The sequence below is a fragment of the Clostridium sp. E02 genome (assembly GCF_003833015.1).
In the GTDB taxonomy this organism is placed as follows: Bacteria; Bacillota; Clostridia; order Lachnospirales; family Lachnospiraceae; genus Lacrimispora.
Window position 1 is genome coordinate 63,742 of sequence record NZ_RJLQ01000016.1, and the last position, 17,031, is coordinate 80,772.

A 17,031-nucleotide genomic window follows, 5' to 3' on the forward strand; every position below is an offset into this window, starting at 1 on the left:
ATTATGTCTATTACTGGTCAAAGAATTAAAGAAAGAAGAAAACAACTCGAATTAAGTGCAGACGATGTTGCGGATCTGCTAGGAGTCTCAAGATCCACCATATTCCGATATGAAAGTGGGCATATAGAGAAGGTTCCTGCTAATGTACTAGAACGCTTGGCTGAAATTTTGAATACGACTCCCGCTTATCTTATGGGCTGGAAGGATGATGATACCTACCCTCACCATACTGCGGATTATACAAAGTGGCAGAAGGACTCTTCTGGCGAGAAGAATGGAATATTTATAAGAGAATCTTCTGACGGCTGCTATCACTCCGATGGTTGTGTCTATATCCCCGATGATAAGATGATTCCAAGTGACCGTACGAAGGTCTCTGATATCATCGATCGATACTTAAGTCTCACAGATAAAGGGAAAAAGAAAGCTTATGACTATATTACCGATTTATCGGAGCAGTCGAAATACAAGCGTCAAAATTAACATTTTATTTTCATCTTTTTCTTGACTTTTCATAAGTGTCATGTTATGATCAACTAGTATTTTAATAAAGTTATGATTTCGCATGTATACGTAAGTCATTATTCTATTGATGATTTACATATATATGCGATTTTTAGTTTTAGCATAAATATAATATTATTATTAGGAGGTATCTTTCATGACTAAAGGTACAGTAAAGTGGTTTAATCCACAAAAAGGTTTTGGTTTTATTTGCGACGAGCAGGGCAACGATGTATTCGTACATTTCTCCGGTCTCGCTATGGACGGATTTAAGACATTAGACGAAGGACAATCTGTAACATTTGATGTAACAGAAGGCAACCGCGGATTACAGGCTGTTAACGTTCAGACTGTATAAACCAGCGTTAAGAAAGACTACTTCGGTGGTCTTTTTTTTTGCTTTTTGATTCAAATATTAAACGATCAAGGAAAATTCATGCACCGCATTTGTAAAACCATGCATATGGGAATAAAAATATACTGAATTATCTATTATTCTGTGATAATATAGAATGGATTTTTAGAATAAAAAAAATACCAAAACAGAAATGGATGAACTATGGACGCTAAACTAGAAAAAAAATACGGACTTTTTACAGCCATCGCAATGGTTGTCGGCATCGTGATTGGAAGCGGTGTATTCTTTAAAGCAGAGAAAATCCTAACTGCAACAGGCGGTAATTTAAAGCAAGGCATCCTTGCATGGGTAATCGGAGGTATTATTATGATATCCTGCGCCTATACCTTCTCTGTTATGGCAACAAAATATCAGTATGTCAATGGTATCGTAGATTATGCAGAAGCTACCGTTGGAAAAACGTATGCTTACTATGTGGGCTGGTTTATGGCGATTATTTATTATCCGACGATTACCTCCGTTCTGGCCTGGGTCTCTGCCCGGTATACTTGTGTGATCTTTGGCTTCTCCATCACTGGAGGTGAGTGTATGACCATTGCCTGTTTTTATTTGATCTCCAGCTTTACCATCAACGCATTATCCCCTGTATTGGCAGGGAAATTTCAGGTAAGCACTACGATTATCAAGCTGATTCCCCTCTTTATAATGGCAATCGCAGGGACATTTGTCGGACTTCACAGTGGAATGACCTCCTATAATTTTACGCATTCTGTAACAACTGGCACTTCTTCCGGATTGTTTACGGCTGTCGTAGCCGCCAGCTTTGCCTATGAAGGTTGGATCATTGCTACCTGCATCAATGCGGAACTTAAAAATGCGAAAAAAAATCTTCCACTGGCTCTGATTGCAGGCACATTCATCACTATGGCTGTCTATATCTTTTATTATATTGGATTAGCTGGTACCGTCAAAAATGAGGTCATCATGGCAGGAGGCGAAGCCGGGGCAAAGCTGGCTTTCCAAATGCTTTTTACCTCAGTGGGCGGAAACCTACTGTTTATTTTTGTCATCATCTCCTGTCTGGGCACCTTAAATGGGCTGATGCTTGGATGTACCAGAGGAATCTACTCCCTTTCTGCTAGAGGTCTTGGTCCCAATCCAAGGATATTTAACCAGGTGGATCCTGTAACGAATATGCCTGTCAATTCCGCAATCCTGGGCTTATTCCTATGCGGTACCTGGCTATTTTATTTTTACGGAGCGAACTTAACCGCTAGTTGGTTTGGATTCTTTAGCTTTGATTCTTCTGAACTTCCAATCGTTACGGTGTATGCACTGTATATTCCTATCTTTATTATGTTAATGATAAAAGGAAAGGACCTTAACTTTGTGAATCGTTTTTTCATGCCCCTCCTCTCTCTTGCAGGCTGTGTTTTTATGATTATTGCCGCCTGGTTTGCTCACGGAATGGCTGTGGTTGCTTTTCTTATCGTCTTTTTCTTTGTTATGATATTTGGTGCTGTGCTGTTACGGAAAGCAAAATAGCTCTTCTAAAAACTCTCTTCAAATAATTTTATAGGAAATATTAATAAACCGCCTATCGTTTCTACACGATAAGCGGTTTAAACTAATATCTGTCGTTATAAGTTATTAAGGATTTTCAATTTCGTCAGCATCATAATTAACGAAAAAAATAAGATTATCGTTAAAATTATTGCTAAAGTTGTCGCTAAAGTTATCGCTTAAGTTATCATTAAAGTTTCTACTAAAGTTATCGTTTAAGTTTTTGCTAAAGTTATCGTTTAAGTTTTTGCTAAAGTTATCGTTTAAGTTATCATTTAAGTTATCATTGAAATTTTCGTTGAAGTTATCGTTTAAGTTATCGTTAAAGTTATCGTTGGAAACCGCGACTCTTCGATTACGTGCCCTACAGCAATTATAGTAACCACACTGGTATGCTTCTCTTCTTTCTCTACTGCACCGTTCGCAATTATCATAACAACAAGGCCTACAATTACACCTGCAACAATTACAATTAAAGCAACACATACGTCTCACTCCTTTTCTATTAGCGTTACTATATTTTATGCCAGAGTGAGACAAGTCGTGAAAAACGGGCATGTCTACCTACACAAAATTATATTTAAATCAAAATAAAATATTATTTTGTAACTTTAAAGAATCAGCTTTTCTATTGCAAAAGCATATGATACAATTTAAAAAATAAATTTTCGTCAATTTTTGTCGAATTTTGTTATCTGTCGTAACCATGAAAACGGTAATAATGCCATTCAATTCAGCGATGAAAGGAGTGTAGTAAATCGATTAAGACACCACTACCGGGTCTCTTGCATATTAAAAATGCATAGAAAATAGGGGATTCTACAAATGAAAGAAATGGGGAAACTACAAATGAAAAAACGCATATTAAGCATCTTACTTATCGTATGTATGATGATGGAGCTAATGCCCATATCCGCTGTGGCAGTAGAGACGACTTCATCAAGTACTAAGTCTCACGGGGGAACGTACACTACGGCAACACCGTCTGAAGCAAAGGAGGAATCTACCACTGCACAGGCAGAAGAGGAATCTACCACTGCACAAGCAGAGGAGGCGTCTACCACTGCACAGGCGGAGGAGGAGTCTACCACTGCACAGGCGGAGGAAGAATCAACCACCGCACAGGCAGAAAAAGAATCAACCACTGCAGTATCTACAAAGTATGAAACAGCTACGTCTTCACAAGCACATGGAATGCTCCGTATGGACTCAGGATCACCCTCTATTGAGTTAGTCCCCGGGCCTGAATTAACGTTCAATGACGCTATCGAAGGTTATAAAGCGCAGACTCCCTATAATGTAAGCATTCAGAATACAGGGGATGCCCCTACAGGGAATTTGACTTTAGAATTAAGTGGCTCGGATTCAAACAGTTTTTCTCTCTCAAAAGTCACGATTTCCAATATTGAAGCAAATACAGCAGTTAACTTTACCGTAGCACCAAAAACAGGATTGGCGGCAGGAACTTATGAAGCTGCCATTACAGTATCAGGCAGCAACGTTACGTCTGAAAGCTTTGACGTTCGTTTTACCGTCACTCCTTTGCAATCAAATCCAGATTATAAAATTGGTGAAACCGGCTATCAATGGACCGGCTCTGATCAGTCTATCATACTGTCCGGAAACGACGATACCCTAACAATTCTTAAATCTCCCACCGCAAACCTTAAAATTGATGTTCAATCAGAGCATCTTTCCACCGTTACCATTGAAGGAAATTCCATTTCATGTGACAACACATACATCGAGGTTCATCATAATATTACGTTGAATTTAAAGGATCTTGATATCACTGCGCCCGATAGACCAGGTATGGATTCCTCAGGCATCATACTTCATAAAGGTGATGCAGAAACAGGTCAGATGAAACTTCTTGTAAGCGGAGACTGTACGATAAAAGGTTTCAGCTATGGAAATGCCATTCATTCCATATATGGACAGAATCTTCTCATAGCCGGCGATGGTACGTTAACCGCAAGTGGTGGAAACTCCACGGACAATAATAGTAGTGGCGGGAACGGTATCTATATGGAAACCTTTACTTTAACTCAAGGGACAAAGTTAACGATTGACGGAGGCGTTACCGTAAATGCAAACGGCGGATCCACGCAGAGCCATAACGGTGGAGGCGGAATCCTGCTTGCCTGGGGAGATCTTTTCATTGGAGACGCAACGGTGAATGCATATGGCGGAGAAAACGTCTCTCCCGATTCTGGGAAGGGAGGATCTGCCATCCAAGCATATTTCCTCGGCGCTGACCATTCAAAGGGAGGTAATATTACCATTGAAAGCGGATCTGTAACAGCTGTGGGAGGAGATTCCGTTAAGAAAACCCCTGGCAGCGGACTCTATGCATTTAATGAGCTGAACATAAATGGCGGTATCGTTACTGCTGCAGGTGGCAATAGCCAAAATGGAAATGGAAGTTATGGAGTTTTTGTCTTTGAAAATGATTTAAATATTAGTGGGGGCACCATTACCGCCGCAGGCGGGAATGGCGGGACCAACGGTTCCAGCGGATTGTTCAGCTATTATGGAGATACCAAATTGTCCGGAGGTACGATCATTGCCACAGGCGGAAATAGTGATCTCAATGGTTCCTATGGAGTTTTTGCCTATTACGGCTCCATTTATATTGAAAACGATACAGAAATCACTGCAACCGGTGGCAATGGTAAAACGGGTGTTGGTGGAATCGGCCTCCGAGCATATGGAATGTCCGGGGGAACGAAACTGCATCCAGGAACTGTAAAAATATCAGATGACGCAGGTAACGTCTATATCCAGGGTGGACAAGGTGCAACCGGAGTGAATAAATCAATTACGGGAAAAAACATTTACGTTTCCACTGGGAACATTGGTTCTATTTCCATGGAAGGAAACGTCTCCCGTTCCATTAAAAATGTGGATGGCGATGATGTTTATCTTATGAAAGTATTGGCAAATCCAGCCGAAGAAATAGACTTGTCATCAGATGTCATAGGCACCCATGGAATCTATACCTATAGAGCGGTTACAAAAGCCGATGGTCTGGCCTATATATGGCTGCCCAAAGGTACCCACACCCTGTCAGCACCTGGGTATCTCGATAAAACCGCAGTTGTTTCAGAGAATGACAATTCGGTCCCGGAAGAAACCATCCAGAAAGAAATTTCTGCCAAACTACCAGGGGCACCGACTGATGTTACTGCCGTTTCCGGTGATAAAAAAGCAGTTGTAAGCTTTACTCCACCAAAAGACAACGGCGGCAGCCCAATTCTTAATTATACTGTGACTGTTAACCCAGGCGGCGAGACCTTTACGGGAACCTCCAGCCCCATCATGGTAACGGGACTTACTAATGGTACTTCCTATACCTTCACGATTACAGCTAGGAATGCAATTGGTACAGGAACTTCCTCCTCCCCTTCTAACTCTGTGTCGCCTGCTCCAGCTGAAACTTATTCCGTCTCCGGCATGGTATTGGAAGGTGAGAACAAGAAGCCGGCTGCCGAGACTAAAATGGTGTTAAAGCATGGAATTTTGCAAGTCGGCTCCGCCATTACGGATGTTAATGGGCACTTTACCATAACAGGCATACCAAATGGCTCCTATAATCTAATCATAAGCAAAGGCAACAAGGTTCTCACACTTTTAGTTCATGTTGACCATGAAGATTATGTTTTCAGCGAAGGAATTCATCTTCCTGCTGCCAATACCAACAGTGTCGTAGAGATACAGGACGAGGCACCAAATATTGTTGTTGGAAATTTAGAGAACCAATTTACGGAGAATGACAGAGTCTATGCTCAAACCACCGGAAATCAAGTGGAAATTAAACTTGTCGCCCGCTTAAAGACCAGAGATGAAATCAAGGCGGAAGCAGAGAAAATCACCCATGCAGCCAACGGCAAAAACATAGGATTTTATCTTGACCTGTCAGTCTATAAAACACAGACAGGAAGCAATACGCAGGGCGCACCGGAAAGACTGGAAACTCTGCCTGGCATCCTGAAAATTGTACTCCCTCTTCCAGAAAATCTGCAGGGAAAAACAGGACTTACGGTATACCGGGTACATAATGGCATTGTACAGACACTTCAAAGTGGTTCTGCGGATGAAAACGGCGAACATTTTGTGATCGGATCCGACGCAATCACTATTTATACCAGAAACTTTTCAACCTATGCAATCGGTTACACCGACACAAGTCAGACAGGGGGGTCTAGCCGCAACAGTAGTCACTCAGAAACGGATTCCTCAATTTACGATCAACCGGTGGGGTTGCCTACCATGGGCCAAGAAGAAATCTCTCCTGCTGCCATTGAAAACGGAAAATCATCAGGGATTATTTTAGAAAATACGATTTTAAATGCCATTACGAAGGCATGGGCAGAAGCCAAGGCCAAAGGTAGAACCGCAAATGGCATAGGTGTATCTCTTAAAGTAAAAGAGGAAGCCGGCTCCCAAACCCTTGAATTGGTACTACCTGCGCATATAATGAAACTTTTAACGGATCAGTATGTGAAACGATTTGAAATAAGCTCCAGTCGGATTTCCTTATCTCTTGACTTAGATGCATTAAAAGAAATTCGCAGCCAAAGTACAGGTGATGTGACTCTCAACGTAACACCCGAACAAAATCTTTCGGTACAAGCACGAAACTTAATGCATAACAGACCGGTATATCACGTAACCACCAGCTTTATAAAAAATGGAAAAACGGTCGAAATTTCATCCCTTGGCAATGGCCGAGTAACGATCCTGATCCCTTATAAACCTAGTCGAGATGAAGAAACAGGATATTTATATGGGGTATCATTGGATGAGGAGGGACATGCAGTCCGTATTCCCGACTCCGCCTATGATACAAACAAAAAGGGAATCCTATTCTCCACCAATCATTTTGTTACAAGCGGTGTAGGATATATCGCCCCATCAAGTAGATTCACGGATGTATCTTCTCATTGGGCAAAGGAAGCAATTGACTATGTTACCAGTCGGGGCCTGCTTACCGGAACTTCTGAAACAGTATTTTCACCGGATTCCCCGTTTACTTGGGGAGAATTAATTACCGCCCTTGGTAACCTGGCAAATGTAGACACCAAGTTAAACACCGAATGGGCATACAAAAAAGGCCTTTTGAAAGATACAAAGCAATTCTCCCCAGACCAGGTCGTAACGCGTGGGGAAATGGCGGTAATCCTTAACAATTACACAAAGATTATAGATGGAGGTACTTTGCCTGTTACCAGAGAAGTTAAAATCTATGCGGACAAAAACAGCATTGACCGAACCTATCAAACAGCTGTAAGATCCATGCAGCAAGCTGGTATTATGATGGGAGAAATCAACAATCAATTCAATCCAAACAACAACGTCACCCGAGCACAAGCCAGCATTATACTTTTCCGGTATCGAAAGCTGACCATAGATCCTGCCACCACACAAGGGTGGGTAAGAAACGACAGCGGCCAGTTTCTGTACTACCGGGATGGCAAAGCCATCACAGGATGGTTGAATACTGGCACAACGGAAAACAGCAATTGGTATTACTTCTATGCGGACGGAACCCTCGCTTTTAATACTAGCATTGATGAGTACGAGGTAGACGAAAACGGATTGCTAAAAGAATAAGATCTACCTAAAAGCCCGTATGGGTTATCCTCTTTGATCATCCAGACGGGGCTTTTTCATATCCTAACTGCCATCATAACTTTTTATTTCTTTAACTTCTTCACTATTACGCCACCCAAGGCAACCGCTACTAGAATGTAAAATATTAAATTTACCATTTTCTCTCCCCCTTTTTCATGTTTGTTACATATATTACCATATTTCTACATATTTTTCAACTTTTGTAACAAGCGAAATCACCATTGGGGCTACACTCTTTTCACCTTTTAGTCCGCATAGTTTTTACTAATGTTGAAAGACTATAAATATCTTACATTTAAAAGGAAAAATACTATGAATGCAAAACAATTCTATCAGGAAATAGAACTCCACTTATTACAAGATGAAACTCCCTCTCATTATTTAAATTCCATTTGTGATACTCCTCAATTTAGAGAATATCCATTTCGACTTATCCAGTGTTTGAAAGGGATCCCACAATCGCCCAAATATCATCCGGAAGGAGATGCCTGGGTTCATACAATGCTAGTAGTTAACCAAGCGGCACAAGTGAAACATAAAAGTACAAATCCCAAAGTCTTTATGTGGGCTGCGCTTTTACATGATATTGGAAAAGCAACCACAACAAGTACAAGAAAAGGAAAGATTACATCCTATGATCATGACCGAGCCGGTGCAAAACTTGCAGAAGAATTTCTTGATAAATTAAATCTGGAACAATCCTTTCAACAAACAATCGTCCACCTGATTTATTATCATATGCACATTCTTTATGTAACGAAAAACCTTCCATTTGCTGATATTGAAGGGTTAAAAAGAAATACCAACGTAAACGATGTAGCACTGCTTGGCTGGTGTGACCGAATGGGAAGGACAAATGCAAACCCGGAACAGGAAAGAGAAAACATTGATCAATTCCTTCATCGATTAAAGGTAAAAACCGCTCTCACACTTCCCAAATATTAGTCATAAAATAAATATTACTATCATTTCGGTAACGCTCAAAAAGATTGTTATAATAGGTTTCATCTTTTTCAAATAATATTTTTTTGTAATGGCTGCTATACTGAGGATAGCAGCTATTTATCCAATGATAAACCTTTTTATCCTGTTCTCCTTTCGTCATCACACGCAATTTGTCAAAATACACTGGTATCTTTTTATCTAAGGCTTCTATCATTTCCTCAATGTTCATTACATATGGAAGAACCGGTGTAATAAATACCCAGACATCCAGTCCTTCCATTTTTAAGATATTTGCAACTTTAATATTCATATGATTTTTTCCCTTACCGGCTTGATTTACATTTGATAAACCGAATAATACTGTAACCGGCACTTTAAAGCTTTTCAATAATTCGATGTCCTCTAATATTAATTGGTTATCTGATTTTGTAGTTATAAATACATGGGAATCACAATTCCTTAATGTTTTTAGGCATTTATGAGTAAGCCGATACTGCTTTTCTAAATCCATATAGGGATCACACATACTTCCTATATACAAATCTGATCCATGTTGTTCTTTCACTTGTAATTTTAATAGATCTGCGATATTTGTATTAATAAATATATCTTTGCTCCAATTCCTATTCCCCATTTGAAAACAATAAGGACATTGAATCTGACACCCTGTATAAGGATCAATAATATTTATACTACTTCCATCGGGCTGAATCTCATTTGTAAATGCATTTTTTATTTTTCTTTTTCTGATCATATCCATTCCTCCACCAACCTATTTATAAATATAAGTCTACTATTTTTCACAGAAAATAGTAGACTTATATTATGGATTTTGATATGATGTTGTATAGAGTGCTGAAATCTTTCGGCATTCTTTTTTTGTATAATTAACTTATTCGTTACAAACCGTTTAACCGCCTTCTTCCCTCTTCAACTATCCTTATGATAGATAATATTCGGTGCCACCTGATCAATGTTTATATAATCGATCTGAAGATATTATATGAATTATAAATATCCACTATTCCATAGCCCCAATTCTGATTGGGGTATAAAAGATCACGGTCTCTTTTCGCTCCCCGAAGAAGAAATTTTTTTACTCCTACGGTATCAAGCCTGGGGTAATTATTATTTACAATCCCCCATTCAAATATCATGGCCGCTATTCCAGCCGTATGTGCCGCCGCCGCACCCGTACCCGTTATGGTCGTAAATTCATTGTTTAAAGTCGGACAAACCACGTTAACACCTGGAGCTGTCAGATCCGGGTTTATAATGTTTGATGTTGAAAATCCTTTTCCTGACTGTGGATATAAAGCTCCCGTTGCTGCATCATATGCTGTCACAGTAATTGGTACGAGACTGTTTCCAGGTGATGTTATGGTCGTATAGGGGTTTGAATTAAAGAAAAATGTATCATTCGATATAAAATCACCAGAAGGCAGCCATATGTGGAACTCTCCAGGCAGATCCCCCCTACCGGTTACCCGAAACCTCCAGATCCCCTGTACCGGATTTTCAAAACGTAATATTATAACCTGTTTTCCAGTGTCCTGTTCAATCATAATATAATTTATATAAAGAACTGTCTGGTCAAATATAAAACGTACCACCTTGGTTTCAAACAGCCGCTGAGGAATTGATGGAACGAATTCACCCGAGGGGGATAAAACATCTAATGTATAGATCATGGGAGGATTTCCCCATAGCTCCATCGTAAACCCATATTCATCCGGTGCAACATTTAATTCTACCGTAACTGTTTTCTCAAGATCAAGAATACTATAATAATGTCTTCTTGCTTGTGCTTCATTTCCTGCAGCAACCGTAATTCCCACCTCAGGGCAGTCACCTACTATCCTTAACAATGAGGGCAGCAACCCATTATTACTATGTGAACCCTGAGACGTTCCTACGGCAATACAGACTACCAGCGGCCGTTTTAACTTATCTGCTGTATTGATTAAATACTGAACCCCCCAGGTTATGTCAGTTTCCTGATAACAGATCACATCGGGAGGAATAAAGTAGTAATCCGTTAGATTTTTTTTTGCCTGTTTCAGTTTTACGACTAACAATTCTGCGTCTGGAACAACGCCCTCAAATTGATTCCCCTTATTTTCCGAACCGGCTGCAATTCCAGCCAGCATGGTGCCATGACCATTTACATCCATACTGGGAACAACCGCCAACGGGTCCGTGCTGTTCAATGCCTGGTTAATTTGATCCGCCGTATATTCTGTCCCATAGTATGCAGGAAATCTTAATTCCGGATATGGACCACTCTCTATGGTCTGGTCCCAGATTGCCGCTATTTTTGTCGTTCCATCTTCTTTGAGAAAAACAGGATTCGTATAATCAATGCCGGTATCAACGAACCCTACGAGTACCCCCTCTCCCCTCAAATTAAGTGCTGGTATACTCCGCAAGCTTGTGACACCTGATGCAACCAGGCTTTCATAACTTTGTAGGGAATAGCATTGAGGAATTCCTGAATATCCATAATCGCTAATTAGCTGAGGCGTGACCTGAGATATTGGTAAATAAACACCCGCATAATCCGGATTTATAATATGTACAGAATTTTCTTCATGTTGCTTTAGTCTATTAAGATTCCCGTTATATTGAATAATTAAATCCATATAGTCATTGCTGGTTATCTTAAAGCTGTCTTCTGGCATCATCCGAATCACCTCCAATCAACATTAGACAATAAGTGCCCCAAAGATATTAAATACATCAAGTATTCCATACCCCCATTCATAGTTCGGATATACAAGATCCGCTTTTCTTTTGGCCCCACGTATCATAAAAACCTTTAAATCCTCCGTGCTCATTTTCGGATAATTTCCTTTCACGATTCCCCATTCAAACATGAGGGCCGCCGCTCCTGCTGCATGGGCAACTGCAGCACTTGTACCCGTCACCCGGACAAATCCTTGGTTCAATGATGGACTTAATATATTGACTCCAGGAGCGGCAATTTCCGGCTTTACTACATTGATGCGTGTGTACCCTCTCCCGGCGTTTATATAAAGACTATTATCTGCTGTATTATACGCAGTTACGGAAATAGGTGTAATGGCACAAGATAGAGAAAGTAGTGTGACATTCGGATCAGAATTAATAAAAAACGTATCCGGTCCTATAAAATCCCCCATTGGAAGCCACATATTGAAACTAATAGGAAAAATCCCTCTGCTGTATACATTAAATTTCCACCTTCCCTGGGATGGACTTGTAAATCGAAGCAGGATCAGCTGATCACCACTCTGAGATTCCACAAGCTGAGAATCCACATAAATAATTGTAGGATCAAATATAAAAGAAAATTTTCTGGTCTCATCAAACCGGAGAGTAATTGTTGGTATATATTCACCGGAAGGAGTTGTAATATCAATAAAAAAAGTATTCGGTATGGTTCCCCATAGCTCCATGGAAAATCCGCTTTCATCCGGACCAACATTCAATTCCACTGTTTTATGTCCACTCTCCTCTGTAATAATTCCCCCGTAATGCCTCCTTGCAATTCCTTCATTGCCAACTGCAATTAATATTCCTAATCTCGGCCTAGATGAAATGAACGATAACCAATTGCTTGTGGTACCTCTTCCATCATGTGCATACTGTGCCGTATCCACAGCAATACACAAGACAATCGGCTGATCTCTTGAGGCAGCATAATCGTTTAAATACTGGATACCATAAATAAGATCTGTTTCCTGATAGGCGATTGCATCTTCAGGTATCCGGAAAAATTCTTTTAAATAGGGTTTTGCCGGTTTCATTTTTACAATCACTAACTCAGAATCTGGGGCAACGCCGGAAAATCCATTTTGAAAATCTTCGTTTCCTGCTGCAATTCCTGCAAGCATGGTACCATGACCAATCTCATCCCTTGATGGTACAATCCGGTATGGATCATCCGCCTGCAAAGCTTCATTGATCTGTTCTCTCGAATATTCCGTACCATAAGGTACATTATCCTGGCCATTTTTCGGTATGATCGTCTGGTCCCAGATTCTGGCTACCTTTGTTGTTTTATCATTATACTGGAAAACAGGATTTGTATAATCGATACCGGTATCCACAATGCCGATTAATACTCCCCTTCCCCTTAAATTTAAACTGGGATTATTACGAATAGCCGGTATTCCAGATGCCTCTAGACTTATCTGACTGACCAAACCAAACAAAGATGGGATCGAAGCATATCCCATTCTCGATATCACATTATCCGTCATAATACTGACCGGAAGATGTGCAACTGCATATAAAATATTTATTACATGAATGGAACCTATTTCGTATTGTTCCAGGATAGATGTATCTGCGCAAAAATTAACAAAAAAATCTGCATACTCATTGCTGTAAATTTTTTCAATATCTACAGAATTCATGAATTACCTTATTTATTTTCTTATACTTATTGTATTAATACGTTTTCATATAATAGTACTGATTTACATATTCTCTCGTTTTACATAATAAGTATGAAGAAGTTCATGTGCTTTTTCTCCACAGGGTTCCCCAAGAAATTCTTCATAAAGTTTTTTTATAGCGGGATTTTCATGTGACTTTCTGTATTTCTTGCTTTTATCTTCTTTATATATGCCTTCCATTCGTTTTTTCAAAACATCGAAATCCCCAAAATGATAGGGCTGACCGCCGCCGCCAATACAACCTCCTGGACAGGCCATGATCTCAATGGCATGGTAATGGGATTTACCGGCTCTTATATCCTCCAGAATCTTTCTTGCATTGCCAAGACCATGGGCAACTGCAATATTGATATCCTGGTCATTAATCTTAACCACTGCCTCCTTGATTCCATCAAACCCCCTAAGCGCATGAAACTCCACCTTTTCAAGGGTTTCATTGGTAAGCCATTCATATGCAGTTCTTAATGCTGCCTCTATAACACCTCCGGTGGTTCCAAATATAACAGATGCACCCGTCGATTCTCCCAGCGGTTCATCATATTCTTCATCCGTTAAATTCATCAGATCAATATTGGCTTCTTTTAACATATCGCCCAGTTCTCTTGTCGTTAATACCGCATCCACATCCTGTATATCATCATGCATAAGCTCAGGTCTGGCTGCTTCATACTTCTTTGCCAGGCAAGGCATAATAGAGACCACAAACATATCCTTAGGATCGATCCCAATCTTTTGTGCATAATAAGTTTTCGCGATCACACCAAACATCTCATGAGGGGATTTGCAAGTAGACGGTATATCTAAGAGATCACTGAACTGATGTTCAAAAAACTTGACCCAGCCCGGGCAACAGCTTGTGAGTATAGGAAGCCTTCCCCCATGCTGCAGCCGGTGAATGAATTCCGTTGCTTCTTCCATAATGGTAAGATCTGCGGCAAAATCTGTGTCAAAAACTTTATCAAACCCCAACATTCTAAGAGCAGCCACCATTTTTCCTGTGACCACCGTTCCTGGTTCTGCACCAAATTTCTCTCCTAGAGCGACCCGCACTGCAGGTGCTGTCTGAACGATGACGAATTTGTCTTTCGCATTCAATGCTTCCCATACATTGGGAATATCGTTCGCTACGGTTAAAGCAGCGGTGGGGCATACGGAAACACACTGTCCGCAAAAGGTACAGATAGATTCATTCATGGGTAAATTAAGTGCCGGTGCTATGAACGTATCAAATCCCCGGTTTACTGCAGAATACACATTGACCGTCTGTACCTCATTGCACATAGTCTCACATCTTCTGCATAAAATACATTTATCCATATTTCGTATAATTGCCTTACTCGAGATATCCTTTTCATGCGTTGCCCTTACCCCATGAAACTTTATCCGGCGTATATCCAGCTCTGCTGCCAGCGCCTGCAATTCACAGCTTAAATTCTTTTCACAGATCAGACAGTCTGTCGGATGATTGGATAATAATAATTCCACTACCAGTCTTCTTGCTTTAATACATCTTAAGGTGTTTGTTCTGACCACCATGCCCTCTGAAACAGGAGTCGCACAGGAAGGGGCAAGATTTCTCCTTCCCTCCACTTCCACCACACAGACTCGGCAGGAAGCAGAGCCATTTACCGTTTTAACATGTTCCAGATTAAGATAGCAGAGTGTGGGTATCCGAATATCCAGTTTTTTTGCAGCTTCCAGAATGGTTGTTCCTCCCTCTACTGCAATCTTTTGATTATTGATTGTAACGTTGACCAACCCCATAATCTCACTCCTTCCTTACCCTTTTTCTATCGCATTAAATTTACATGTATTATAACATGCACTGCACTTGATACACTTTGACTGATCAATCACATGAACCTTTTTCGGTTCTCCCTCGATGCAGAGCACCGGACAGATTCTTGCACATGCCGTACAGCCTACACACTTTTCCGGTAAAATATGAAAGGAAAAAAGTGACTGGCAAACTCCGGCGGGACATCGTTTCTCCTTTACATGGGCCAGATATTCATCTTTGAAAAAATGCAATGTACTAAGTACAGGATTGGGAGATGTTTGTCCAAGTCCACACAGGGATGTATCCTTAATGACCTCCCCTAACTCTACCAGATCAGCCAAATCCTGTTCCGTACCATTTCCTTTTGTTATTTTTTCAAGTATCTCCAGCATCCTTGTATTTCCGATCCGGCAGGGGGTACATTTTCCGCAAGACTCATCCTTGGTAAATTCAAGATAAAACTTTGCAATGTCTACCATACAGTTTTCCTCATCCATAACAATCATTCCACCGGATCCCATCATAGAACCAACGCTGTTCAGTGACTCATAATCAATGGGAATATCTAAATTTTCGTTTGTGATACAGCCTCCGGAGGGACCTCCTGTCTGCACCGCTTTGAACTTTTTGTTATTCTTTATGCCTCCGCCGATATCAAAGATGACCTCTCTTAAGGTAATGCCCATCGGTACTTCTACCAGCCCCACATTATTTACCTTACCAGCCAAGGCAAAGACTTTTGTGCCTGGTGACTTCTCCGTACCGATCTTCTTAAACCAGTCCGGACCATTTAAAAAGATCGGCGATATATTGGCAAATGTCTCAACATTATTCACGCAGGAGGGTTTATCCCAAACACCTTTTTGAGCCGGAAACGGAGGTTTTGAACTGGGTTCCCCACGTTTTCCTTCGACAGAATGAATGAGGGCCGTCTCTTCTCCGCATACAAACGCACCTGCGCCATACCGTAATTCAATATTAAAATTGAATCCTGTTGAAAAAATATCCGCTCCCAAAAGCCCCAGTTTCCGTGCCTGTTTTATGGCAATTTCAAGCCGACTGATCGCAAGGGGGTATTCCGCTCTGATATAAATGTATCCATACTGGGCTCCTATGGCATAGCCTGCAATTGCCATTGCTTCAAGAACTGAATGCGGATCTCCTTCTAGTATGGACCGGTCCATAAATGCACCTGGATCTCCTTCATCTGCATTACATATAATATATTTTTCATCCGACTGATTCTGGCTTGTATAGCTCCATTTCAGACCGGTTGGGTAGCCACCGCCGCCTCTCCCCCTTAGACCTGACTGAACAACTGTATCAATTACTTCATCAGGGCTCATTTCCGTTAAGCATTTTGCCAATGCCTGGTACCCATCTACCGCAATGTATTCATTGATATCTTCTGGGTTGATAAATCCACAATTCCTAAGTGCTCTCCGGACTTGCTTTTTATAGAAAGGAATGGCGTTTTGTCCTTCTAATCTTTCTTTCGTATTTGGCTCTACATACAAAAGACGTTCCACTTTACGGCCTTTTATCACATGCTCCGTAATAATTTCCTCTGCATCCTCCGGCTTTACCGTGATATAAAATACATTATCCGGATAAACTTTTAAGATCGGACCTTTCTCACAAAACCCAAAGCATCCGGTAACGACAACTTCCACCTCATTGGTAATTTCATGTTTTTTAATGGATTCCTTTAGCATCTTTACAAGTTCCAGACTGTCGGAAGCGGTACATCCGGTCCCTCCGCAGACCAGTAAATGCATTCTGAAGTTACTCATAAGCCCTCC

General features: G+C 40.7%; 11 protein-coding genes. 5 read left to right on the forward strand and 6 right to left on the reverse strand.

All coding sequences use genetic code 11. The features are described from left to right. Positions 1-3: 3 nt before the first annotated feature. The 3 genes from EFT72_RS13045 (at position 4) to EFT72_RS13055 (ending at position 2,407) form a co-directional block, all read left to right on the forward strand. Complete coding sequence (locus EFT72_RS13045; RefSeq protein WP_124067361.1) at positions 4-483, forward strand: helix-turn-helix transcriptional regulator; 480 nt, start codon at positions 4-6, stop codon at positions 481-483. A gap of 178 nt (positions 484-661) precedes the next feature. Further along, positions 662-862: a cold-shock protein gene (locus tag EFT72_RS13050; protein ID WP_124067362.1), complete on the forward strand. Its 201-nt coding sequence runs from the start codon at positions 662-664 to the stop codon at positions 860-862. Positions 863-1,063: 201 nt separating this feature from the next. After that, on the forward strand, positions 1,064-2,407 hold the full coding sequence (locus tag EFT72_RS13055; RefSeq protein ID WP_124067363.1) for an amino acid permease: 1,344 nt from the start codon (positions 1,064-1,066) through the stop codon (positions 2,405-2,407). Positions 2,408-2,736: 329 nt separating this feature from the next. On the opposite strand, the gene EFT72_RS19805 is transcribed toward EFT72_RS13055, so the two are convergent. Next, positions 2,737-2,859 (reverse strand): hypothetical protein, encoded by a 123-nt coding sequence (locus EFT72_RS19805; RefSeq protein WP_279221998.1) that lies wholly within the window; start codon positions 2,857-2,859, stop codon positions 2,737-2,739. Between the two features lie 391 nt (positions 2,860-3,250). Here EFT72_RS19805 and EFT72_RS13065 point away from each other — a divergent pair, with 391 nt between their 5' ends. Together EFT72_RS13065 and EFT72_RS13070 are read left to right on the forward strand one after the other, a co-directional pair. Next, positions 3,251-8,041, forward strand: a complete 4,791-nt coding sequence (locus EFT72_RS13065; protein ID WP_124067364.1) for an S-layer homology domain-containing protein — start codon at positions 3,251-3,253, stop codon at positions 8,039-8,041. Positions 8,042-8,374: 333 nt separating this feature from the next. Continuing rightward, complete coding sequence (locus EFT72_RS13070; protein WP_124067365.1) at positions 8,375-9,007, forward strand: HDIG domain-containing metalloprotein; 633 nt, start codon at positions 8,375-8,377, stop codon at positions 9,005-9,007. On the opposite strand, the gene EFT72_RS13075 is transcribed toward EFT72_RS13070, so the two are convergent. The 5 genes from EFT72_RS13075 to EFT72_RS13095 all read right to left on the reverse strand — a co-directional run bounded on the left by EFT72_RS13075 (position 8,988) and on the right by EFT72_RS13095 (position 17,022). Beyond that, on the reverse strand, positions 8,988-9,761 hold the full coding sequence (locus EFT72_RS13075; protein ID WP_124067366.1) for a radical SAM protein: 774 nt from the start codon (positions 9,759-9,761) through the stop codon (positions 8,988-8,990). The genes EFT72_RS13070 and EFT72_RS13075 overlap by 20 nt on opposite strands. A gap of 223 nt (positions 9,762-9,984) precedes the next feature. Further along, positions 9,985-11,691 carry a S8 family peptidase gene (locus tag EFT72_RS13080; RefSeq protein WP_124067367.1) on the reverse strand — a complete coding sequence of 569 codons (1,707 nt, stop codon included), beginning with the start codon at positions 11,689-11,691 and terminating at the stop codon, positions 9,985-9,987. A 21-nt stretch (positions 11,692-11,712) separates the two neighbouring features. Then, entirely contained in the window at positions 11,713-13,407 is a 1,695-nt protein-coding gene (locus EFT72_RS13085) for a S8 family peptidase (protein WP_124067368.1), read from the reverse strand. 63 nt (positions 13,408-13,470) lie between these two features. Beyond that, positions 13,471-15,213 (reverse strand): NADH-dependent [FeFe] hydrogenase, group A6, encoded by a 1,743-nt coding sequence (locus tag EFT72_RS13090; protein WP_124067369.1) that lies wholly within the window; start codon positions 15,211-15,213, stop codon positions 13,471-13,473. Positions 15,214-15,228: 15 nt separating this feature from the next. Further along, positions 15,229-17,022 (reverse strand): NADH-quinone oxidoreductase subunit NuoF, encoded by a 1,794-nt coding sequence (locus EFT72_RS13095; RefSeq protein ID WP_124067370.1) that lies wholly within the window; start codon positions 17,020-17,022, stop codon positions 15,229-15,231. Between the last annotated feature and the right edge of the window lie 9 nt (positions 17,023-17,031).

Coding starts and splice junctions, on each gene's coding strand:
- EFT72_RS13045 (WP_124067361.1), top strand. CDS start 4: ATGTCTATTACTGGTCAAAGAATTAAAGAAAGAAGAAAACAACTCGAA.
- EFT72_RS13050 (WP_124067362.1), top strand. CDS start 662: ATGACTAAAGGTACAGTAAAGTGGTTTAATCCACAAAAAGGTTTTGGT.
- EFT72_RS13055 (WP_124067363.1), top strand. CDS start 1,064: ATGGACGCTAAACTAGAAAAAAAATACGGACTTTTTACAGCCATCGCA.
- EFT72_RS19805 (WP_279221998.1), bottom strand. CDS start 2,859: ATGATAATTGCGAACGGTGCAGTAGAGAAAGAAGAGAAGCATACCAGT.
- EFT72_RS13065 (WP_124067364.1), top strand. CDS start 3,251: ATGAAAGAAATGGGGAAACTACAAATGAAAAAACGCATATTAAGCATC.
- EFT72_RS13070 (WP_124067365.1), top strand. CDS start 8,375: ATGAATGCAAAACAATTCTATCAGGAAATAGAACTCCACTTATTACAA.
- EFT72_RS13075 (WP_124067366.1), bottom strand. CDS start 9,761: ATGATCAGAAAAAGAAAAATAAAAAATGCATTTACAAATGAGATTCAG.
- EFT72_RS13080 (WP_124067367.1), bottom strand. CDS start 11,691: ATGATGCCAGAAGACAGCTTTAAGATAACCAGCAATGACTATATGGAT.
- EFT72_RS13085 (WP_124067368.1), bottom strand. CDS start 13,407: ATGAATTCTGTAGATATTGAAAAAATTTACAGCAATGAGTATGCAGAT.
- EFT72_RS13090 (WP_124067369.1), bottom strand. CDS start 15,213: ATGGGGTTGGTCAACGTTACAATCAATAATCAAAAGATTGCAGTAGAG.
- EFT72_RS13095 (WP_124067370.1), bottom strand. CDS start 17,022: ATGAGTAACTTCAGAATGCATTTACTGGTCTGCGGAGGGACCGGATGT.